Raw genomic sequence first — 20,993 nt, forward strand, 5'->3', positions numbered from 1 at the left:
GCTCAAGCAGTTCGGCGAACGCGCATGAGACGGGGACAGTCCCGCTCGCATGCGCGTTCGCCGTTGTCGCGCTCCTACTCCCGCCAGCCCGACAGTTCCACGCCCTTCGCCACGTCCACCCGGTACGACAGCGTCACCACCTGCGTCGCGCCCGGCTCCACCGTCAGCTTCCACGTGAGCTCGCCCAGCTCCGACGTCTCCGCCGGCTCCGGCGACGTGCGAATGTCCCGGACCGTGATCGTGTCGTCCCGGGACACCGGCGCCTGGTCCAGCACCGTCACCTCCGCCGGGCGCGGACCGTGGTTGGCCACCGAAATGCGGTACTCCGCCTCGCGGCGCTTCTGGCCCGACAGCGTCGCCTTCGACGCCGTGCGGCGGGACAGCTCGCGCTCCACGCGGATCCGGTCGTCGACGCCCAGGGCCAGCTCCAGCTCTTCGCCCGGCGCCCAGGGCTCCAGCTGAGTCGTCCCGACGAACTCCGCGTCGTGGAACACCGATGCCCGGCCCGGGCGCAGCGCGTGCTCCGACGTGTTGACGACGACCGCCCGCAGGTACGCCTCCTGCGCCAGCACCGGCGCCGTGACGTAGCCCAGCGATGCCGTGAGGTCCAGCTGGGCCAGCGTCGTGCGGTGACCCTGTGCGCCCGAGGGCACCTCGACCGGGCGTGCCGGGCGGTAGGTGACGGCCGTCGTGCCCTGCTCGACCGCCGCGAACTTCGGCGCCATCGCCGGTGCCGGGGCCGACGCCGCGAAGCGGGCCATCCGCGCGCCCTCCGGGACGCCGCCGCCCGAGCCGCCGTACGCCGCCGCGGGGGTCGGGGGCGGGGGGACGCGGCGGTCGAGGTACCACGGCTGCAGCTCCGGCACGACCACCGAGACCGCCGGCCGCGCGGTCGACAGCGCCAGCTCGCACTCCGGCCAGTCCTCGCCCGTGTACTGGCTGACCAAGCCGTACGACGTCACGGTGACCTCGGCGCCGCGGACGCGGATGTCGTAGCCCGGTTCCCAGCTGGCGCCGGGGACCACATAGGACAGTTCCAGGTCCGCCGAGCCCGCCGGGTCCGAGATCTCCAGCTCCACGACCACCGACGTACTGTCCTGTTCGGACTGGACGCTGTGCTCGCCGATCCGGCGGTCGAGCGCGGCGAGGTCGTCGCGCAGCTTCGTGACCCGGTCGGACAGCTGCCGCCGTGACTTCAACGCCGCGGCGAGCCGCTCGCTCAGCGCGTCGGTCACTTCGCCGACGCGGGACGGCTCGGCCGTGCCGGCGGCCAACGCCTTCGCGAAGCTTCCGCCGCTGCGCTTCGCGAGCGAAGTCAGCAGATCCACCTTCATCGCTTCGGCCGCTTCGTCGTCGATGACGCCGTCGAGCGTGGCCTGGTCCGCGCGCCGCTGCTCGGTCAGGGCCCGCAGCGCGGCGTCGGCCGGCGAAGCGTGCCGCTCGGTGCGGACGTCGACGCCGGTGATCAGCGCCGGCCCGGTGCCGGTGACCCGGACCGAGCCCGGGTCGAGCGACAGCGGCAGCCCGGCGAACGTCAGGCGCGAGCCGCCGTCGAGGGGCGCCTTGCCCCGGCGGGTGATCCGGGCCTGCTGCGGGTAGACGGTCACGGCGGCGATCGGTGCTTCGACGGTCGGCATGCCTCCGACGTTAGTCTCTTGACGCCGGATCGGGCCGGACGGAAGTGTGGTGAACCGTCCGCTTCGCCCGGCTTGGGGGGTTAAGTGAAAGCCGCAATCCTGGTCGCCGCCGTGCTCGCGCTGCCGTTGACCGCGGTCGCCGCCGAGGCCGCCGCACCGCCCGCCCCGGTGTTCACCGGCGGCCAGGCGCAGCCGGTGTTCGACCCGGCCGACGTGATCCGCGAGGACGTCTGGGTCACCGCGCCGGTCGACAGCGACCACGACGGCGCCGACGACCTCGTGCACGCCCAGGTGGTGCGCCCGCGCGCGACGCTGCAGGGCATGAAGGTCCCGGTCGTCTACCAGGCCAGCCCGTACTACGCGGGCGGCAACGACGTCGCGAACCACGACGTCGACGTCGAGCTGTCCGCGCCCGGGTACGCCCGCGAAGCCGAAGGCCCGCGCGTCGCCGCGCACGGCGTCGGCCCGGCCGCCCCGATCACCTGGCGCTACCAGGACTACTTCACCGCGCGCGGCTTCGCCGTGGTGTACGGCGAATCGCTCGGCAGCGGCCTCTCGACCGGCTGCCCGACGACCGGCGACGTCAACGAGACGATCGGCGCCCGCTCGGTCGTCGACTGGCTCAACGGCCGCACGCCCGCCAAGGACGCCGCCGGCGTCGCGGCGAAGGCCGACTGGAGCACCGGCAAGACCGGCATGATGGGCGTGTCCTACAACGGGACGCTGCCCAACGCCGTCGCGAGCACCGGCGTCGAAGGCCTCGAAACGATCGTGCCGATCGCCGCGATCTCCAGCTGGTACCAGTACTACCGCAACGACGGCGCGGTCGTCGCCGCCGGCGGTTACCAGGGCGAGGACGCCGACGTGCTCGCCGAGTACGTCTACACCCGCGCCGACCGGCAGGTCTGCCGCCCGGTCATCGACGGGCTGACCCGCGACCAGGACCGGGTGACCGGCGACTACACGCCGTTCTGGGACGTCCGCAACTACCGCAACGACGTCGCCAAGGTGCACGCGTCGGTGCTCGCGGTGCACGGCCTCAACGACTGGAACGTCAAGACCGACCAGGTCGCCGAGTGGTACGAAGCGCTGAAGGCGCACGGCGTCGAGCACAAGATCTGGCTGCACCAGGCCGGCCACGCCGACCCGTACTCGCTGCGCCGCGACGTCTGGCTCGCGACGCTCAACAAGTGGATGTCGCACTACCTCTACGGCGTCGACAACGGCATCCAGAACGAGCCGAAGGCGACCATCCAGCGCGAAGACCTGTCGTGGGCCGACGAAGCCGATTGGCCGGCGCCCGGGACGTCCGACGTGCGCGTCTACCCGTGGCCCGGCGGCCGGTCGAAGGGCACCATCGACACCCGCACCCCGGTGCCGGGCAAGGCGACCGTCGAGACCCTCGCCGACGACGCGAGCAAGACGATCGAGCAGCTGGCGGCCGCGACGTCGTCCGGAAACCGCCTGCTGTACGCGACTTCCGCGGCGAAGCAGCCGGTGCGCCTCTCCGGCACGGCGCGGGCCGACCTCGCGCTGTCGTTCGACCGGCCCGCCGCGAACGTCTCGGCGATCCTGCTCGACCGCGCCCCCGACGGTACGTCCCACGTGATCAGCCGCGGCTGGACCGACCCGCAGAACCGCACCGACCCGGCCGTCACCGAGCCGATCACGCCGGGGCAGGGCTACCGCGTCGGCGTCGAGCTGATGCCGAAGGACTACATTCTGGCCACGGGGCACCGGCTGGAGTTCCTGCTGGCCTCCAGCGATCACGACTACACGCTGCGGCCGAAGCCGGGCGCGGGCCTGGCGCTGGACCTGACGAAGACGACGGTGACACTCCCGGTCACGGGCGGCAAGCCGGCCCTGCGAGCCGCGTTCGGCTGAAGCCGGGGGATCAGTCCGCGATGCCCGCGCGGTAGGCGAACGCCACGGCCTGGGCGCGGTCGCGCAGCCCGGCCTTGGTGAACAGGTGGTTCACGTGGGTCTTCACGGTCGCTTCGCTCACCACGAGCGTCCGCGCGATCTCCGAGTTCGACAGGCCCGCCGCGATCAGCCGCAGCACCTCGATCTCGCGGGCGGTCAGTCCTTCGACCTCCTTCACCCGCGCGGGCGCGCTGCGTGTGGCCGCCTCGACCAGCCGGCGCTGCAGCTCACCGTCCACTGTGGACTGACCGTCGGCGGCCGAGCGCAGGGCGCGGGCGATCGCCTCGGCGTCGGCGTCCTTGGTGAGGAACCCGCGGGCCCCGGCGCGCAACGCGGCCAGCAGCGACTCGTCGTCGGCGTACGTGGTGAGCACGACGACCTCGGTGCCCGGGTGCTCGGCGCGGACGCGTTCGGTGGTCTCGACGCCGTCGCAGCGCGGCATCCGCAGGTCCACCAGCAGCACGTCCGGTTTGTGCTGCGCGACCAGGTCGAGCGCGGCGAGCCCGTCGGCGGCCGCGCCGACCACCTCGACGCCCGGCAGCAGCCCGAGCAGCGTCACCAGGCCTTCCCGCACCACCGCCTGGTCGTCGGCGAGCACGACGCGCAAGCTCACGCCGGCACCGTCAGGTGAATCCGCCATCCGTCCTCCCCCGGCCCGCTCTCGAAGCGCCCGTCGAGCAGCGCGACCCGTTCACTCATCCCGCGCAAACCGTAACCTGCCGCCGGCGCGTCCGGCGGCCGCCTGCCCTGCCGGTCGGCCACGGTCAGCGCCACCTCGGCGCCCGAGTAGTCCAGGCGCACGTCGACGTCCGCCTTCGCCGCGTGCTTGCGCGTGTTGGCCAGCGCTTCCTGCACCGCGCGGACCAGCGCGGTGCCCACCGCCGGGTCCAGTTCACGCGGTTCGCCGTCGATGCGCAGGTCCGCGCGGGCGCCGCTGTCGAGCCGGTACGCGGTGAGCAGGTCCGCGATCGTCCGCTCCACCGGCACGGCGTCCTCGCGCAGCGCGGCGACCGCCTTCCGGGCCTCGGCGAGGCCTTCGGACGCCAGTTTCTGGGCCCGTTCGATCTGCGCGACGGCGTCCGGGCTCGCGTTGTCGCGCACCAGCATCAGCCGCGCGCCCTGCAGGTTCAGCGAGAGCCCGGCCAGCGAGTGCGCCAGGACGTCGTGCAGCTCACGGGCGATGCGGGCGCGTTCGGCGAGCGCGGCGGCGCGCGCGTGCTCCTCGGTCGCCGTCTGCGCGCGGGCCAGGGCCAGTTCGGTCTGCTCGATCTTGGCGAGCCGGGTCCGCCGGTTCAGTCCGAGCAGGATGAGGACGGCCACGATCGTGTAGGTCGGCAGGGCGCCGCGCCAGGCGTCGTGCACCGCGGCCCAGACCGTGATCGCACCGAGGTCGAACAGGACGGCCACCACGATCGGGACGACCGGCTGCCGGAGCACGATGAAGAACGTGGTGCTGAACATCGTGATCGAGGCGAAGCTGTTCGGCACGGTCGCCCAGAGCGCGCCGGACGTGGCGACCACGGTGACCATCAGCGCCGCGGGCAGGGACGGGCGGCCGTCGGTGTAGAGCCAGAGCAGGGGGATCGACAGGGCCAGGGTGATCCCGATGAGGATCCACGAGAGCGGGTCCGCCTGCGGCATCGAGGCGAACATCGGCACCACGATGAACCCCCAGCGCAGCCAGTCCTGGACCTGGGGGATCCGGTGGAACCGGGCCCATCGGGTGGTCATCGTCGCTGTCCTCCGCGGGGTGCTTGTACGGAAAATGTACCGACGCGGGCTTCGCTGTGCGGTGTCAAGCTTCCCCCTGTCAGGAGGTTCACCCATGTCCAGGTTGCGACGGCTCGCCGTGTTCGCCGCCGCCGCGGCGCTGCCCGCGCTCGGCCTCACCCTCGCCGGCCAGGCGACAGCGTCGGCCGCGCCCAACTTCCAGGTGCCGTTCAAGTGCGGCACCACCGTGACCGCCGCGACGTTCAGCGGGCACAGCCCGGAGTACTCGGTCGACTTCCAGAAGTCGGGCATCACCGGGATGCCGGTGCTGGCGGCCGCGTCGGGCACCGTGACCCGGGTGGCGAACGAGGGCGACACCAGCTACGGCAAGTGGATCGAGCTCGACCACGGCGGCGGCTGGCGGACGCGCTACGCGCACCTGTCCGCCCAGGAGGTCTCGGTCGGGCAGTCGGTCGCCGGCGGCAAGGAGATCGGCAAGGCGGGCGCGACCGGCGGAGTCACCGGGCCGCACCTGCACTTCGAAGAGCGGCTCGACAGCGTCGTGCAGAAGGCCAAGCTGAACGGCGTCGCGGTGCCCTACTACGGGCACACGAACTTCACCAGCAAGAACAACTGCGGCGGCAACCCGTACTCCGCCGAAGAGGTCTGCGGCTCCGGCTTCTCCGTCGTGGACCAGCAGGCCCTCGCCGGCTCGTCGGGCACGACGTACCTGCTGTACAACTCCTCGACCAAGGCGAACTGCGTGACGACGCTGAAGGCGACGTCGCTCGGCACGGCCAGCCCAGTCTCGGCGTTCCTGGAGGTCCAGGGTTCGGCGCGGACCACCGACTCCGGCAGCTTCACCTACTACGCCGGGCCGGTGAAGAAGACCGCCGCGGCCACCTGCGTGAAGTGGGGCGGCTCGGTGGGCAGCAACACCTACACCAGCCCGTTCGAACACTGCGGCTGAGCGACCCCGGTCGGTGGGGCCGGGCACTCTAGCCCGCCCCACCGACAGGAACCGCCACCCCGGCCGGCCCGGACCCCGGTTGTCCACATCGGCCCCGCCCATCCACAGATTCGCCGCCACCGCCCCACCCGGCCCCGTCCTGCCCCACGGTGGAGGCATGACCACCTCCACTCCGACCGGCCGGCCGCCGGTCAGCCTCAGAGATCCCGCGCAGCTGCTGGCCGCGCTCCCGTACCTGCTCGGCTTCCGGCCCGGCGCCTCCGTCGTCCTGCTCGGCCACCGCCCACCGGACGGCCACCAGGTCGGCCTGGTGATGCGCGCCGACCTCCCGCCCGGTGCCGAGCGCGCCCGCCAGGCCCAGGCGCTCGCGCCGCTGTTCGCCGGCGCCCGGCACATCGGCGTGACACTGGCGATCATCGGCGGTGAGCGAAGACCCGGCGCCCCGCCGCCGCACGCGGGCTTCGTCGACGAGCTGGCGGACGCCTTCGCCGAGCACGGCATCCCGGTGGTGCACGCGTTGTGGGCCGCCGACATCGTGGCGGGCGCCCCGTGGTCCTGCTACCCCGGCGAGGACTGCGTCGGCGAACTCCCGGACCCCCGTTCGACGGTGGCGGCCGCGGCCGCCACCGAGAGCGGCACGGTGGTGTTCGACAGCCGCGAAGAAATGCTGGCGCTGCTCGCCCCGCGATCGCCGGAGGCGGTGGCGCGCCGGTCCAGGGAACTGTCCAGGCTGTCCGGACTGCCGTGGCCCGAAGCGACCCGCGTCGCCGACGCGGCCGCGGAAGTCCGCGCGGCGTTCGACCGCCAGCGTCGCGGCGAAGGCCCGCCCACGGACGCCGAAGCGGTCCGGCTGGCCTGCGCCCTGACGCTCGCCGACATCCGCGACGTCTGCCTGACGATGGCGGTCCCGCCCCGTGCCACGGCGGCCCGCGAGGCCGAGCGCCTCTGGCTGACGCTGGTCCAGGAACTCCCGGCCCCCGAACGAGCCGAGGCGGCGGCCCTGCTGGGCTACACGGCGTTCATGCGCGGCGACGGAACCCTCGCGGGCATGGCGTTGGACAACGCCCTGGAGGCGGCCCCGGACCACGTGCTGGCCAACCTGCTGAGGAGGGTCCTGGACCGCGGAACGCCCCCGGACGTCCTCCTGGGCCTGGCCATGGCCACGGACCCGGAAGACGCTACCGGCTTCGGCCTGGAACCACCGTCCTGACGCGACTCACCTTGGGCCACAGCGGATCCCGGCCGGTCACCGCGTCGTCGGCTCAGGCCTTGGCGCGTCGCGACTGGGTGAACGTCCACGCGTCGCGGACGATGCCCGTCAGGTCGGTGCGCTCCGGCTTCCAGCCGAGGTCCTCGCGGGCGCGGTCGCTGGCCGCGACGAGCACCGACGGGTCGCCCGCGCGGCGCGGCGCCACCGCGGCCGGCACCGGGTGGCCGGTGACCTCGCGGCAGGCCTCGATCACCTCGAGCACGGAGAAACCGGTGCCGTTGCCCAGGTTGTAGATGCGGTGCTCGCCCGCTGTCGCGTGCTTCAGCGCCAGCAGGTGGGCGTCCGCGAGGTCCACGACGTGGATGTAGTCGCGGACGGCGGTGTGGTCCGGCGTCGGGTAGTCGTCGCCGAAGATCTGGATGCGCTCACGGTCGCCCGTGGCGACCTGCAGAACGAGAGGGATGAGATGGGTTTCCGTGGCGTGGCGCTCACCGAAGGCGCCGTACGCGCCGGCGACGTTGAAGTACCGCAGGCTCACCGCGGCCAGGCCGTGCGCGCCGGCGAAGGTGGTGATCGCGTGGTCGATGGCCAGCTTGGTGGCGCCGTAGGTGTTGGTCGGCCGGGTCGGCGCGGACTCCGCGATCGGCGACGACTCCGGCTCGCCGTAGGTCGCCGCGGTCGAGGAGAACACCAGGCGCGGCGTGCCGTGCTCGTGCATGGCCTCGAGCAGCCGCAACGACGTGACGACGTTGCCTTCCCAGTACTTCGTCGGATCGGTCATCGACTCGCCGACCAGCGACTTCGCCGCGAAGTGCAGCACGCCGTCGAAGCCCTCGCCAAGCAGGCTGCCCGCCACCTCGGCGGCGTCACCCTCGATGAACCGCGCGTCCGGGTGGACGGCGTCGGCGTGCCCGGTGGACAGGTCGTCGACGACCGTGACCTGGTGCCCGGCCTCGACGAGCCGGGCGGCGCAGACACTGCCGACGTACCCCGCTCCGCCCGTCACGACCAGTTTCAGGGCGTTGCTCTGCTCCGACACGTCCAAGCCTTCCTGCCGAGGGTGACTGTGCGCCACAGTCTTCCCCCACACCGACGTGCGGGCCCGGGCGGGGGTTGTCCCCGCACGGGCTCAGACCTCGTCGCGCCCGGCGCCGCGGGACGGGACCGCGGTGAACATCCGCGGCCGCCGGTAGCCGGCCTTCTCGAACGCCGTGTCCACGCCCGCCTTGACCGCGGCCAGGTCGGCGTCGCGGACCAGCGCGATCGCCGAACCGCCGAAGCCGCCGCCGGTCATCCGCGAGCCGAGCGCGCCGGCCGCGCGGGCCGAGTCGACCGCGAGGTCCAGCTCGGCCGTGGAGATCCGGTAGTCGTCGCGCATGCTGACGTGCGAGGCGTCCAGGTACGGGCCGATCTCGGCGATCTTGCCCTCACGCAGCAGCGCGACGACGTCGAGCACCCGCTGGTTCTCGGTGACCACGTGCCGCACCAGCGGCGCCAGGTCCGCCGGGAGCCGGTCGAGCGCGTCGGCGAGGCCTTCGGCGGTGACGTCGCGCAGGGCCTTCACCCCGAGCAGCTCGGCCGCCCGTTCGGTGCCCCGCCGCCGCTCGCCGTAACCGCCTTCGGCGTGGGAGTGCTTGGTGCGGGTGTCCATGATCAGCACCTGCAGCCCGGCCTCGGCCAGCCCGAACGGCACCTGCTCCTGCTCGCCGGACCGCACGTCGAGGAACAGCACGTGGGACTCGGTGCAGCACAGCGACGCCGTCTGGTCGAGCAGGCCGGTCGGTGCGCCGACGAAGTCGTTCTCCGAGCGCTGCACCCACCGGGCCACCTCGGGCCGGGCCGGGACGCGCTCGTCGGTTCCGTCGAGCTCCAGACCGGCCAGGCCCAGCAACGCCAGCGACACCGCGCACTCGAGCGCGTGGGAGGAGGACAGCCCGGCCCCCGACGGCACATCGCCGGCGATGACCAGGTTCGCCCCGGCCGTGAAGCCCTGGTCGCGCAGCACCCAGGCGACCCCCGCCGGGTACGCGGCCCACCCGTCGACCCTGCCGGGCTCCAGATCGGCGATCGTGAGCTCGCCGGACCGCTGGAGCTGCCCGTCGTCACCGAGCGTGGCCACGGACAGGACGCCGTCCTCCCGGGGCGACGCCGCCGCGGCCAGGCGGTGCGGCAACGCGAAGGGCAGCACGAAGCCGTCGTTGTAGTCGGTGTGCTCGCCGATCAGGTTCACCCGGCCGGGCGCCGACCACACGCCCGCCGGCGTGGAGCCGTGCACCGTGTGGAACGCCGCCGCGGCCTCCGAGGCCGGGCTCACCTGGCCTGCGCCAGGACGGCGTGCAACGCGGACGTGGAGACCTGCGCGGTGTTGTCGCCGCCGGTGACCTCGATGGTGCTGCCGTTGGCCTTGCCGATGACGACCGTGCCGCCCGGCACGATCCCGACGGACTTGAGTTCGGTCATCAGCGACTCGTCCAGCTGGACGTGCTCGGCGATGCGCCGGATCTCGACCCGGCCGCCGCCGGTGCGGGCGAACTCGTCGAGCCGGACGAGGTCGGCCTCCGCGGGCGGCGCGGGATCGCCGTCGCCCAGCTTGTCCAGACCGGGGATCGGGTTGCCGTAGGGGGAGGTGGTCGGGTGGTCGAGGAGCTTGACGAGCTTGCGCTCGACGGCCTCGCTCATCACGTGTTCCCAGCGGCAGGCCTCGTTGTGCACGTGCTCCCACTCGAGCCCGATGACGTCGACGAGGAGGCGTTCGGCCAGACGGTGCTTGCGCATGACGGCGATGGCCAGTTCCCGGCCGTGGTCGGTGAGCTGGAGGTGCCGGTCGTCCGCGACCACGACCAGTCCGTCGCGCTCCATCCGGGCGACGGTCTGGCTGACGGTCGGGCCGCTTTGCTGCAGTCGCTCCGCGATCCGGGCGCGCAGCGGGACGACACCCTCTTCTTCGAGCTCGTAGATCGTACGCAAGTACATCTCGGTGGTGTCGATGAGATCGTTCACGCTGTCCCCTTCGTCCGCGTTGCTCATCGTAGTCGTTGGCCCCGACAGCGGCGGCGGGCCTGGGGATAACAACTCACCGGCGGTGGAAATGTCCGGCCCGGGCGGATCCGGGCCGCGGACCGCTGCAAGATGGGGGTATGCGCTCGCTGATCAGCACCACCGACCTCGCCGCCGCACTGGCCGGCCCGGCCGGCGACCGGCCCGTCGTCCTCGACGTCCGCTGGCGGCTCGCCGGCCCGCCGGGGGCCGAGTCCTACCAGGACGGTCACCTGCCCGGCGCGGTCTTCACCGACCTCGATCGCGTGCTCGCGAGCGAGCCGGGCGAGGGCGGCCGGCACCCGCTGCCCGACCCCGCCGACCTGCAGCGCGACCTCCGCGCGGCCGGCGTGCGCGCGGACGGCCCGGTGGTGGTCTACGACGACGCCGACGGTTCGGTGGCGGCACGGGCCTGGTGGCTGCTGCGCTGGGCGGGCCACGACGAGGTCGCGGTGCTGGACGGCGGTTACACGGCGTGGACCGCGGCCGGGCACCCGATCAGCACGGAGCCGGCGCACCCCGAACCGGGTGACATCGAGGTCCGGCCGGGCGGCATGCCGGTCCTGGACGCCGACGAGGCGGCCGCGCTGGCCCGCGACGGCCTGCTGCTCGACGCCCGGGCGGCCGCGCGCTACAGCGGCGAGACGGAGCCGGTCGACCCGCGCGCGGGCCACATCCCGGGCGCGGTGAACGCCCCGTTCAGCGGCCACACGGCCGCCGACGGCCACTGGCGCACGCCGGAGGAGCTGGCCGACCGCTTCGCCGGACTGGGCCTGCGCCCCGGCGAGCCGGTCGCCGCGTACTGCGGCTCGGGGGTGACGGCGAGTTCGGTGGTGCTGGCCCTGGAGATCGCCGGCCACCCGGGCGCGGGCCTGTACGCGGGTTCGTGGTCCCACTGGTCCCGCAACCCGGACCGCCCCGCGGCAACCGGCGACCTCCCCGGCTGACCCGGCGCCGACCCACCTCAAAGCCGTGAAGGCCTCCTTACCGGCCATAAGAGCCGGTAAGGAGGCCTTCACGGCTTTACCGGCACACATCGGCAGCGGCCCGGCCGAGCTTTCGCGGGCTGCGCTCTCCGCGTGGTCGCGACCTGAAGCGGTCGGTCGGCCGAAGCGGGCTTTCGCGGCTGTGACCTGCGCCTGTCCGCGACCTGCGCGTGTCTTTGAACTGTGCGTGTCCGCGACCTGCACCGGCCCCCAACCCCGCCAGGGTCGCGATGCCGCGGACCAGCAGGGGAGACAACCAGCTCGGCTCCTCAGCGCCGCAGACCGCCCCGATCGGCACTACAGTCGGGCGTATGGCGCCGGCTGTCGTGTGGGACTCCTCCCTGCTGGGTTATGACCTTGGTGGGGATCACCCGTTCAACCCCGTCCGGCTGGAGCTGACCGTCCGGCTGGCCACCGAACTGGGCGTGCTCGACGGGGTCGAGCTGCTCGTCCCGTCCGCCGCCGGGGACGAGGAGCTCCTGCGGGTGCACGCGCCCGAGTACCTGGCCGCTGTGCGGGAGGCGCCGGTTGTCGGGTGGGATGTCGGGCATGGGCTCGGGACCTCCGACAACCCCGTGTTCAGCGACATGCACGACGCGTCGGCGCTGGTGGTCGGGTCGACATTGCTGGCCGCGCGCAAGATCGCCGAGGGTGAGGCGACCCGGGCGGTCAACATCGCGGGTGGGCTGCACCACGCGATGCGGGACCGGGCGGCCGGGTTCTGCGTCTACAACGACTGCGCGGTCGCCATCTCGTGGCTGCTCGACCACGGCTTCGAGCGGATCGCCTACATCGACACCGACGTCCACCACGGCGACGGTGTCCAGGCCGCGTTCTACGACGACCCCCGCGTCCTGACGATCTCGATGCACCAGCACCCGTTCACGCTCTGGCCCGGCACCGGCTATTCGGCCGAGACGGGCCGGGGCAAGGCCGACGGCACCTCGGTCAACGTGCCGCTGCCGCCGCGCACCCGGGATCCCGGGTGGCTGCGGGCGTTCAACGCCGTCGTCCCATCCCTGCTGGCCGACTTCGAGCCTCAGCTGCTGTTCACCCAGTGCGGCGTCGACTCCCACGAAGAGGATCCGCTCGCCGACCTCTCGTTGTCCGTCGACGGGCACCGGACCATCTACACCACCCTGCGCGACCTCGCCAACACCTACGCGGGTGGCAAGTGGATCGCCGTCGGCGGGGGCGGTTACCAGCTGATCCGCGTGGTTCCCCGGTCCTGGACGCACCTGATCGCCACCGTGCTCGACCGGGACGTCGACCCGGCGACGCCGCTGCCGCCCGGCTGGGTTTCCACCGTCACCAAGGCCGCGCCGAACGCCGAGCTGCCGCGGGCCATGACCGACGATCGCGACACGGGGTTCAAGCCGTGGGGCGACGGCGAGGACGACCCGGTCGACGTCGCCGTCCGGGACACGCGCCGCGCCGTCTTTCCCTCGCACGGCTTGGATCCCGACGACCCCAGGGACTGAGTGACCATGGCCGGACGGGATCCCTTCGACTACCCCCGTGACTGGGAGGCCGACGTCGTGCTGTCCGACGGCGGCACCGTCCACCTGCGCCCGGTGCTCCCGACCGACGCCGACGGGCTCGTCTCCTTCCACGGGAAGCTCTCCGAGCGCACCCGCTACTTCCGCTACTTCGGCGCCTACCCGCGGATCCCGGAGAAGGACCTGAAGCGGTTCTCCACCGTCGACCACCACGACCGGGTCGCCTTCGCCGCGTTCCTCGGCGACGACATCGTCGCGGTCGGCCGCTACGAGCGGCTGGACAGCGGGCCGTCGGCCGAGGTGGCCTTCGTGGTCAGCGACGTGCACCAGGGCCGGGGCCTCGGCTCGATCCTGCTGGAGCACCTCGCCGCGGCCGCGTCCGAGAGCGGGCTGCGCCGGTTCGTCGCCGAGGTGCTCGCCGAGAACGCCGCGATGGTCCGCGTCTTCCGCGACGCCGGTTACCAGGTCAGCCGCGAGATCGAAGAGGGCGTGCTGCACCTGGAGTTCGACATCGACCCGACCGAGGAGTCGCTGGCCGTCGCCCGGTCGCGAGAGCAGGCCGCCGAGGCGCGCAGCGTGCACAACCTGCTGCACCCGGCGTCGGTCGCGGTGATCGGCGCGTCCACCGACCCGGGCAAGGTCGGGCACGTCGCCTTCGTGAACCTCCTCGCCGCCGCGTTCACCGGCACCGTCTACCCGGTCAACCCGGAGCACCGCTCGGTGCGCGGCGTGCGCGCCTACCCGTCGGTGCTCGACATCCCGGACTCGGTCGACCTGGCGCTGGTCGCGGTGCCGGCTGAGGCCGTCGAGTCCGTACTGGACGCCTGCCTGGCCAAGGGCGTGAAGACGCTGCTGATCGTGTCCGGCGGCTTCGGCGAGGCGGGCCCGCACGGCCTGCACGCCGAGCTGCGGCTGGTCGGCGAGGCCCGGGCGCACGGCATGCGCGTCGTCGGGCCGAACGCGCTCGGCGTGCTGAACACCGCGCCCGGCATCCGGCTCAACGCCACCCTCGCGCCGCGGCTGCCGGGCCGCGGCCGCACCGGCTTCTTCTGCCAGTCCGGCGCGCTGGGCACGGCGATCCTGGCCGACGCCGAAGCGCGCGGGCTCGGCCTGTCGACGTTCGTCTCGGCGGGCAACCGCGCCGACGTCTCCGGCAACGACCTGCTGCAGTACTGGGAAACCGACCCGGACACCGACCTCGTGCTGCTGTACCTGGAGTCCTTCGGCAACCCGCGCAAGTTCGCCCGGCTGGCGCGGCGGCTGGGGCGGACGAAGCCGATCGTCGCGGTGAAGTCGGGGCGGCACGCGGTCCGCTCGCAGCTGGCTGCGACGTCCACCGAGATCGACGAGATCAGCGTCCAGGCCCTGTTCGAGCAGGCCGGCGTCGTGCGGGTCGAGTCGCTGGCGCAGCTGTTCGACACCGCGCTCGTGTTCGCCCACCAGCCGCTGCCCGCCGGGCCGCGGATCGCCATCGTCGGCAACTCCAGCGCGATCGGGCTGCTCGCCGCCGACACCGCCCGCGCGCAGGGGCTGCGGCTGGCGTCGGACCCGGTGGACGTCGGCCCGCAGGCCGGTCCGGAGGAGTTCGCCGCCGCGGTGGGGGAGGCGCTGACCTCGCCGGACACCGACGCGCTGGTCGTCGTCTTCGCGCCGCCGGTGGCGATCCCCGGCACCGCGTACGCGCGCGCCCTGCGGGAGACCGTCGTCGAACTGGGGCAGCGCAAGCCGATCGTCTCGACGTTCCTCGCCGCCGAAGGCGTCCCGCACGAGCTGGCGGTGTCGACCGAAGACGGCGTCCCGACGCGCGGCTCGATCCCGTCGTACCCGAGCCCGGAACGCGCGGTCAACGCGCTGGCGAAGGTCGTCCGGTACGCGGCCTGGCGGCAGCGTCCACAAGGGACACTGGTCCGGCCGTCGGGGATCCACACCGAGCAGGCGCAGGTGATCGTGCGCGAGCTGCTGGCCGCGGAGGACGGCAAGGCGATCCTCCTGACGGACCCCGACGTGGTGCGGCTGCTGGGGTGTTACGGCATCGACGTCGTCCCGTTCCGTGTGGTGTCCACTGTGGACGACGCGGTCGCGGCGGCGGCCGAGCTGCGCTACCCGGTGACGCTCAAGGCCGTCGACGAGCGGCTGCGCGGCCGGCCCGACCTCGCCGGGGTGCGGCTCGACCTGGCGTCGGAGGACGCGGTGCGCACGGCCTACGCGGTGCTGCGCGAGATCTCCGGCGAGGACGACGTGTACGTGCAGCAGATGGCGCCGAAGGGCCTGTCGTGCGTGATCGGGCTGCAGGACGACCCGTCGTTCGGCTCGCTGGTGTCGTTCGGGCTGTCCGGCCTGGTCAGCACGCTGCTGGGGGACCGCGCCTACCGGGCGGTGCCGGTCACCGACGTCGACGCGGCCACGCTGCTGCGCGAGCCGCGGACGGCGCCGCTGCTCACCGGCTACCGCGGTGACGAGCCCGCCGACCTCGCCGCGCTGCAGGACATGGTGCTGCGCGTGGCCGCGCTCGCCGAGGACAACCCCGAGGTGCGGTCGCTGACGCTGGACCCGATCCTGGCCTCGCCCGACGGCGCGTTCGTCGCGAACGCCCGCCTGGTGCTGGGCCCGCCGCCGTCCCGGCCCGACACCGGCCCGCGGCGCCTGCGCGCCATCAACCCCCAGGACTGAGCATGCTCACCGAACTGCTGACCCGGCACGCCGCGGACCTGCCTGGCGCGGTCGCCCTCGTCGCGCGGGGCGACCAGGTCGAGGTGGCGGCGGTCGGCTCGGCCGACGCCGGGGGCACCGTGCCGATGGCCCGGGACTCGCTGTTCCGCATCGCGTCGCTGACCAAGCCGCTCGTGGCCGCGGCGGTCATGCTCCTCGTCGATGGCGGCGAGCTCACGCTGGACGACCCGATCGCGCGCTGGCTGCCGGAATTGGCGTCCCCGGTGGTCGTGCGCACACCCAGCGGTCCGGTCGACGACGTCGTGCCGGCGGCCCGGCCGATCACGGTCGAGGACCTGCTGAGCTTCCGCTGCGGGTACGGCCTCGCGGCCGACATGGGGTTGCCCGCGGTGGACCTGCTGCTCCAGGTGCTGGGCCACCCGGCCGAGGCGTCCCGCGCGCTGCCGCCGGACGAGTGGCTGGCGGCGCTGGGCCAGGTCCCGCTGCTGCGCCAGCCCGGTGCGGCGTGGCTGTACGACACCCCGTCGGACCTGCAGGGCGTGCTGATCGCGCGGGTGTCGGGCCGGTCGCTGCCGGAGTTCCTGGCGGAGCGGCTGTTCGGGCCGCTCGGCATGGCCGACACCGGGTTCTCGGTGCCGACGCCGGCACTGGGCCGGTTCACCAGCGCCTACCGGCAGGGCGCGGCCGGGCTCGTGCTGGCCGACCCGCCGGAGGGCCGGTGGAGTGCCGAACCGGTGTTCCCGTCCGGCGGGGGCGGCCTGGTTTCGACGGCCGACGACCTGCTCGCGTTCGCCCGCTGCCTGCTGGCCGGGGGTGCGGTGGCCGGGCGCCGGCTGCTGGCGCCGGAATCGGTGCGCCTGCTGACGAGCGATCACCTGACGGCTGCGCAGCGCGCGGCGGCGAGCCTGTTCCTGCAGGGCCAGGGCTGGGGGTTCGGCGGTTCGGTCGACGTGGCGCCGACGCGGCCGTGGCACACGCCCGGCCGCTACGGCTGGATCGGCGGCGCGGGCACGGCGGCCCACCTGATCCCGGCGACGGGCACGGTCACGGTCCTGCTGACCCAGCTCCAGATGACCGATCCGCACCCGACGCCGTTGATGCAGGAGTTCTGGACCTACGCGGCGAAATAGCTACGGCGCGGCCAGTTCGTCGCCCAGGGTGAGCAGCTGCGGGGTGGCCGGGCCCAGCAGGAACTCCAGGCGCTTCGCCGCCACGAAGTACCGGTGCACCACGTGCTCGACGTCGATGCCGACGCCGCCGTGGACGTGGACCGTCGTGTGGGCCACCCGGTGCCCGGCCTCCGCGGCCCAGAACTTGGCCGTCGCCACCGCTTCCGTCGCCGGGAGGTCCGACGCGAGCCGCCACGCCGCCTGCAGCGACGTCAGCCGCACCGCCTCGACGTCCACGTACGCGTCCGCGAGCCGCTGGCGGACCGCCTGGAAGCCGCCGATCACGTGGTCGAACTGCTTCCGCTCGGCCGCGTAGGCCGCCGTCAGCTCCAGCGCCCGTTCGACGACGCCCAGCTGCTGCGCGCACACCCCGGCCGTGCCGCGCAGGCGCAGCCACTCGCCGATCGGACCGAGGGAAATCCCGGCCACGTCGGACAGTTCCAGCAACGCCGCGTCCGCGTGGTCGACCGTCTGCTGCGGTCGCACGGTGACCCCCGGGGCCGCCGCGTCGACCAGGAACACCTCGTCGGGCGCCGCCACCAGGAAGCCGTGGGCGAACGCGCCGAACGGCACCGCGGACCGGGTGCCGGTCAGGCGGCCGCCGGTCACCCGGAAGCCGCACGGCGCGCCCGGGTCCGGCAGCGCCACCGTGAGCACGCGCTCGCCGCGCAGCACTGGCAGCACCCAGCGGTCCACCAGCTCCGGCGTGCCGAACTCCGCCAGCGCCGCCGCCGCCATCGTGATCGACGTCAGGTAGGGGACCGCGGCCACCGCGCGGCCGATCTCGGTCAGCACCGCGCACTGCTCCAGCAGCCCGAACCCGCCGCCGCCGAGCGACGACGGCAGCGCCGCGTCGAGCACACCCGCCTGGCCCAGTGCCGTCCACAGTGGAGCGTCGAAGCCGCCGGTGCCGTGCGGGTCGTGGGTGAGCTTGTCTTCCAGGATCCGCCGGGCCAGCGCGGCGAGGTCGGCCGACGCCTCGGAGGGAGTGAAGTCCATGGGTGCTCCTAGCGCGTGACGGGCAGGCCGAGGGCGGTCGCGGCGATCATGTCCCGCTGGATCTCGTTGGTGCCGCCGCCGAAGGTGAGGATCAGCGCCGAGCGGTGCTGCCGTTCGATCCGCCCGGCCAGCAGCGCGCCCGGCGAGCCGTCGCGGACGACGGCCGCCGCGCCGAGCACCTCCATCAGCAGCCGGTACGCCTCGATCGCGAACTCCGTGCCGTACACCTTGGTCGCCGACGCGTCGGCCGGCCCCAGCTCGCTCGCCGCGGCCGCCCAGGCGATCCGCCAGTTCCGCAGCTTCAGGTATTCCGCGCCGGCGTGCACCCGCGCGAGGTGCAGCCGCACCCACTCCTGGTCGATGGCGCCGGTCTCCTTCGCCCACGCCAGGACGTCGGCCAGGGCCTTGCGGACCGGTGCGGACGACGTCAGCGCGACGCGCTCGTGGTTGAGCTGGTTGGTGATCAGCGGCCAGCCCGCGTTCTCCTCGGCCACGCGCGCCGACACCGGCACGCGCACGCCGTCGTAGTAGGTCGCGCTGGTGCCCGCGCCCGCCACCGTGTGGACCTTGGTCCAGGAGAACCCGGGCGCCGTCGTCGGCACGATCAGGATCGACAGGCCGCGGTGCTTCTTCGCCTCCGGGTCGGTCCGGACGGCGAGCCAGACGTAGTCGGCGTGCTCGATCAGGCTCGTCCACATCTTCTGGCCGGTGACGACGTACTCGTCGCCGTCGCGCACCGCGCGTGTCCGCAGCGACGCGAGGTCGGTGCCGGCCTCCGGCTCGGAGTAGCCGATCGAGAAGTGCAGCTCGCCGGCGGCGATCTTCGGCAGGTAGAACGCCTTCTGCTCGTCGGTGCCGTAGCGCATGATGGTCGGCCCGACGGTGTTCACCGTCAGGAACGGGACCGGCACCCCGGCGACCGCCGCCTCGTCGGTGAAGATGAGCTGGTCGAGCATCGGCCGGCCTTGACCGCCGTACTCCGGCGGCCAGCCGAGCGCGAGCCAGCCGTCCTTGCCCAGCTGCCGGACGACGTCCTTGTAGACCAGGCCGTCGCCGTACTCGCCGCTGCCCGCGCGGAGGCCGGCACGACGCTCCGGCGTCATCAGCTCGGCGAAGTACTCCCGCAGCTCCGCGGCCAGTGCGCGCTGCTCCGGCGTGTAGTCGATCCGCACCCGTCACCTCGATCCGGCGTTATAGTAGAACCTGTTCTAGTTGTACCAGGACTGACGCGGCGGAGGAAGCATGGAGATCGGCGTCGATCGTTCGCTCTGCGAGGCGAACGCGGTGTGCTTGGGGTTCGCACCGGACATCTTCGACCTCGACGACGACGAAGAACTGGTCATCCAGCCGGGTCCGGTGCCCGGCGACCAGGCGGAACGGGTCTCCGGTGCGGTGCGGGGCTGCCCGAAGAACGCCCTGTTCATCGTCAGTTAGCGGTGTTTACTGAAAAGCTTGCCCAAAACGAGAACAGATTCTAGTGTAGGCCCGTCAACCAGGACTCGATGAGGAGGCCTCGCGTGAGCCTGACCGGCCGGACCGCGATCGTCACGGGTGCCGCCGCCGGGCTGGGACGGGCCGAAGCGCTCGCCTTGGCCGCGCGGGGCGCCACGGTCGTCGTCAACGACATCGGTGCGCCGAAGGACGTCGTCGAAGAGATCGAAGCCGCCGGTGGCCAGGCCGTCGCGGTCGCCGGTGACGTCGGCGAGCGCGCCACGGCGGACACGCTCGTGGCGGCCGCGCTCGACCTCGGCGGGCTCGACATCGTCGTGAACAACGCCGGTGTGCTGCGCGACAAGATGCTCTTCTCGATGTCCGACGACGACTGGGACACCGTGCTGCGCGTCCACCTGCGCGGGCACTTCCTGTTGTCCCGCAACGCCGCGAAGCACTGGCGCGACAAGTCCAAAGAGGACGGAAAGCCGGTGTACGGGCGGCTGGTGAACACCGCGTCCGAGGCCTTCCTGATCGGTTCGCCCGGCCAGCCCAACTACGCCGCGGCCAAGGCCGGCATCACCGCGCTCACCATGTCGGCCGCCCGCGGCCTGGCCAAGTACGGCGTCCGCGCCAACGCGATCTGCCCGCGCGCCCGGACGGCGATGACCGAGGGCGTGTTCGGCGCCGCCCCTGCCGAAGGCGCCGACCCGCTCTCGGTCGAGCACGTCGCCCCGTTCGTCGCCTACCTCGCCTCACCCGCCGCCGAGCACGTCAACGGCCAGGTGTTCGTCGTGCACGGCGGCTCGGTCGCGCTGGTCGAAGCGCCGCGGATCGAGCGGCGCTGGTCCCTCGACGAGCTGGAGACGACGGTCAGCGACCACTTCGCCGGCCGCGACCCCGGCCGGATGTTCGCCGCCACCGAAATCCTGGAGGAATCGTGAGGCTCGACGGGAAGATCGCCCTCATCACCGGTGCCGCGCGCGGACAGGGCGAGGCCGCCGCACGCGCGTTCGTGGCCGAAGGCGCGAAGGTCGTGATCGCCGACATCCTGGACGACGAGGGCAAGCAACTCGCCGCCGATCTCGGTGACGCCGCCGTCTACCAGCACCTCGACGTCGGCAGCGAGGACGACTGGGCCGCGGCGATCGAGCGGGCGACCACGGAGTTCGGCGCGCTGAACGTGCTGGTCAACAACGCGGGCATCCTCCATTTCTCGGAACTGGGCAAGACGACGCTGGCCGATTACGAGCGCGTCATCCGGGTGAACCAGATCGGGGCGTTTCTCGGGATGCGCTCGGTCGTTGAACCCATGACCGCCGCCGGCGGTGGCTCCATCGTCAACGTGTCCTCTGTGGAGGGACTGGCCGGGATGCCGTACCTCATCGCCTACACCGCGAGCAAGTTCGCGATCCGCGGGATGACCAAGGTCGCGGCGATGGAACTCGGCAAGAAGCACATCCGGGTCAACTCGGTGCACCCCGGCGCGATCGACACGCAGATGGTTTCGACCGCGGCCGGCGGCCAGAAGGTCGACATGTCCTACGTCGGCAAGAAGGTGGCCCTCGGCCGGGTCGGGCAGCCCGAAGACATCGCGAAGCTGGTGCTGTTCCTGGCCAGCGAAGAGAGTTCGTACTGCACGGGTTCGGAGTTCGTGGCCGACGGCGGGGCGACGGCGTCCCACGCGCTCAACTTCTAGACGACGTGACGTTGGTTAACACCGCTAACGAAAAGCGGACACCGGGTATGGAGA

Annotated in this window: 18 protein-coding genes; 10 read left to right on the forward strand and 8 right to left on the reverse strand. The window is 72.9% G+C overall.

Annotated features, from left to right (window positions below; genetic code table 11):
* Positions 1 to 74 precede the first annotated feature (74 nt).
* Complete coding sequence (locus tag MUY22_RS25170; RefSeq protein ID WP_247063163.1) at positions 75 to 1,637, reverse strand: DUF4139 domain-containing protein; 1,563 nt, start codon at positions 1,635 to 1,637, stop codon at positions 75 to 77.
* An 84-nt stretch (positions 1,638 to 1,721) separates the two neighbouring features.
* On the opposite strand from MUY22_RS25170, the gene MUY22_RS25175 reads away from it, so the two are divergent.
* On the forward strand, positions 1,722 to 3,521 hold the full coding sequence (locus MUY22_RS25175) for a Xaa-Pro dipeptidyl-peptidase (protein ID WP_247063164.1): 1,800 nt from the start codon (positions 1,722 to 1,724) through the stop codon (positions 3,519 to 3,521).
* Positions 3,522 to 3,531: 10 nt separating this feature from the next.
* On the opposite strand, the gene MUY22_RS25180 is transcribed toward MUY22_RS25175, so the two are convergent.
* On the reverse strand, positions 3,532 to 4,173 hold the full coding sequence (locus MUY22_RS25180; RefSeq protein ID WP_247063166.1) for a response regulator transcription factor: 642 nt from the start codon (positions 4,171 to 4,173) through the stop codon (positions 3,532 to 3,534).
* Positions 4,170 to 5,291 (reverse strand): sensor histidine kinase, encoded by a 1,122-nt coding sequence (locus MUY22_RS25185; RefSeq protein ID WP_247063168.1) that lies wholly within the window; start codon positions 5,289 to 5,291, stop codon positions 4,170 to 4,172. The genes MUY22_RS25180 and MUY22_RS25185 overlap by 4 nt, the downstream gene beginning before the upstream one ends.
* A 94-nt stretch (positions 5,292 to 5,385) precedes the next feature.
* Between MUY22_RS25185 and MUY22_RS25190 the strand changes: the two genes are divergently transcribed.
* Together MUY22_RS25190 and MUY22_RS25195 are read left to right on the forward strand one after the other, a co-directional pair.
* Positions 5,386 to 6,240, forward strand: coding sequence for a M23 family metallopeptidase (locus MUY22_RS25190; protein ID WP_247063170.1), 855 nt, complete (start codon positions 5,386 to 5,388; stop codon positions 6,238 to 6,240).
* 157 nt (positions 6,241 to 6,397) lie between these two features.
* Positions 6,398 to 7,450 (forward strand): DUF4192 domain-containing protein, encoded by a 1,053-nt coding sequence (locus MUY22_RS25195; protein ID WP_247063172.1) that lies wholly within the window; start codon positions 6,398 to 6,400, stop codon positions 7,448 to 7,450.
* Positions 7,451 to 7,502: 52 nt separating this feature from the next.
* Here MUY22_RS25195 and galE read toward each other — a convergent pair whose 3' ends face one another.
* The 3 genes from galE to MUY22_RS25210 all read right to left on the reverse strand — a co-directional run bounded on the left by galE (position 7,503) and on the right by MUY22_RS25210 (position 10,477).
* Complete coding sequence (galE, locus tag MUY22_RS25200; protein ID WP_247063175.1) at positions 7,503 to 8,489, reverse strand: UDP-glucose 4-epimerase GalE; 987 nt, start codon at positions 8,487 to 8,489, stop codon at positions 7,503 to 7,505.
* A 90-nt stretch (positions 8,490 to 8,579) separates the two neighbouring features.
* Complete coding sequence (gene galK / locus MUY22_RS25205) at positions 8,580 to 9,764, reverse strand: galactokinase (RefSeq protein WP_247063176.1); 1,185 nt, start codon at positions 9,762 to 9,764, stop codon at positions 8,580 to 8,582.
* Positions 9,761 to 10,477, reverse strand: coding sequence for a metal-dependent transcriptional regulator (locus MUY22_RS25210; protein WP_305879379.1), 717 nt, complete (start codon positions 10,475 to 10,477; stop codon positions 9,761 to 9,763). The genes galK and MUY22_RS25210 overlap by 4 nt, the downstream gene beginning before the upstream one ends.
* Positions 10,478 to 10,587: 110 nt before the next feature.
* Here MUY22_RS25210 and MUY22_RS25215 point away from each other — a divergent pair, with 110 nt between their 5' ends.
* The 4 genes from MUY22_RS25215 (at position 10,588) to MUY22_RS25230 (ending at position 16,771) form a co-directional block, all read left to right on the forward strand.
* On the forward strand, positions 10,588 to 11,433 hold the full coding sequence (locus MUY22_RS25215) for a sulfurtransferase (RefSeq protein WP_247063178.1): 846 nt from the start codon (positions 10,588 to 10,590) through the stop codon (positions 11,431 to 11,433).
* Positions 11,434 to 11,783: 350 nt separating this feature from the next.
* Positions 11,784 to 12,953: an acetoin utilization protein AcuC gene (locus MUY22_RS25220; protein WP_247063179.1), complete on the forward strand. Its 1,170-nt coding sequence runs from the start codon at positions 11,784 to 11,786 to the stop codon at positions 12,951 to 12,953.
* A 6-nt stretch (positions 12,954 to 12,959) separates the two neighbouring features.
* Complete coding sequence (locus tag MUY22_RS25225; RefSeq protein WP_247063180.1) at positions 12,960 to 15,641, forward strand: bifunctional GNAT family N-acetyltransferase/acetate--CoA ligase family protein; 2,682 nt, start codon at positions 12,960 to 12,962, stop codon at positions 15,639 to 15,641.
* The gene (locus MUY22_RS25230; protein ID WP_247064105.1) at positions 15,638 to 16,771 is read left to right on the forward strand and encodes a serine hydrolase; all 1,134 of its coding nucleotides are present in this window, start codon (positions 15,638 to 15,640) and stop codon (positions 16,769 to 16,771) included. The genes MUY22_RS25225 and MUY22_RS25230 overlap by 4 nt, the downstream gene beginning before the upstream one ends.
* Here the strand turns inward: MUY22_RS25230 and MUY22_RS25235 are convergent, their stop codons facing one another.
* Positions 16,772 to 17,809, reverse strand: coding sequence for an acyl-CoA dehydrogenase family protein (locus MUY22_RS25235; RefSeq protein ID WP_247063181.1), 1,038 nt, complete (start codon positions 17,807 to 17,809; stop codon positions 16,772 to 16,774).
* A gap of 8 nt (positions 17,810 to 17,817) precedes the next feature.
* Positions 17,818 to 18,981: an acyl-CoA dehydrogenase family protein gene (locus MUY22_RS25240; protein ID WP_247063183.1), complete on the reverse strand. Its 1,164-nt coding sequence runs from the start codon at positions 18,979 to 18,981 to the stop codon at positions 17,818 to 17,820.
* Between the two features lie 70 nt (positions 18,982 to 19,051).
* On the opposite strand from MUY22_RS25240, the gene MUY22_RS25245 reads away from it, so the two are divergent.
* From MUY22_RS25245 to MUY22_RS25255, 3 genes are all read left to right on the forward strand, one after another.
* Positions 19,052 to 19,243 (forward strand): ferredoxin, encoded by a 192-nt coding sequence (locus MUY22_RS25245; protein WP_247063185.1) that lies wholly within the window; start codon positions 19,052 to 19,054, stop codon positions 19,241 to 19,243.
* A gap of 83 nt (positions 19,244 to 19,326) precedes the next feature.
* The gene (locus tag MUY22_RS25250) at positions 19,327 to 20,184 is read left to right on the forward strand and encodes a 3-oxoacyl-ACP reductase (RefSeq protein WP_247063187.1); all 858 of its coding nucleotides are present in this window, start codon (positions 19,327 to 19,329) and stop codon (positions 20,182 to 20,184) included.
* Positions 20,178 to 20,939 (forward strand): glucose 1-dehydrogenase, encoded by a 762-nt coding sequence (locus tag MUY22_RS25255; protein ID WP_247064107.1) that lies wholly within the window; start codon positions 20,178 to 20,180, stop codon positions 20,937 to 20,939. The genes MUY22_RS25250 and MUY22_RS25255 overlap by 7 nt, the downstream gene beginning before the upstream one ends.
* The last annotated feature ends 54 nt before the right edge of the window (positions 20,940 to 20,993 follow it).

Source organism: Amycolatopsis sp. WQ 127309, assembly GCF_023023025.1.
GTDB lineage: Bacteria > Actinomycetota > Actinomycetes > Mycobacteriales > Pseudonocardiaceae > Amycolatopsis.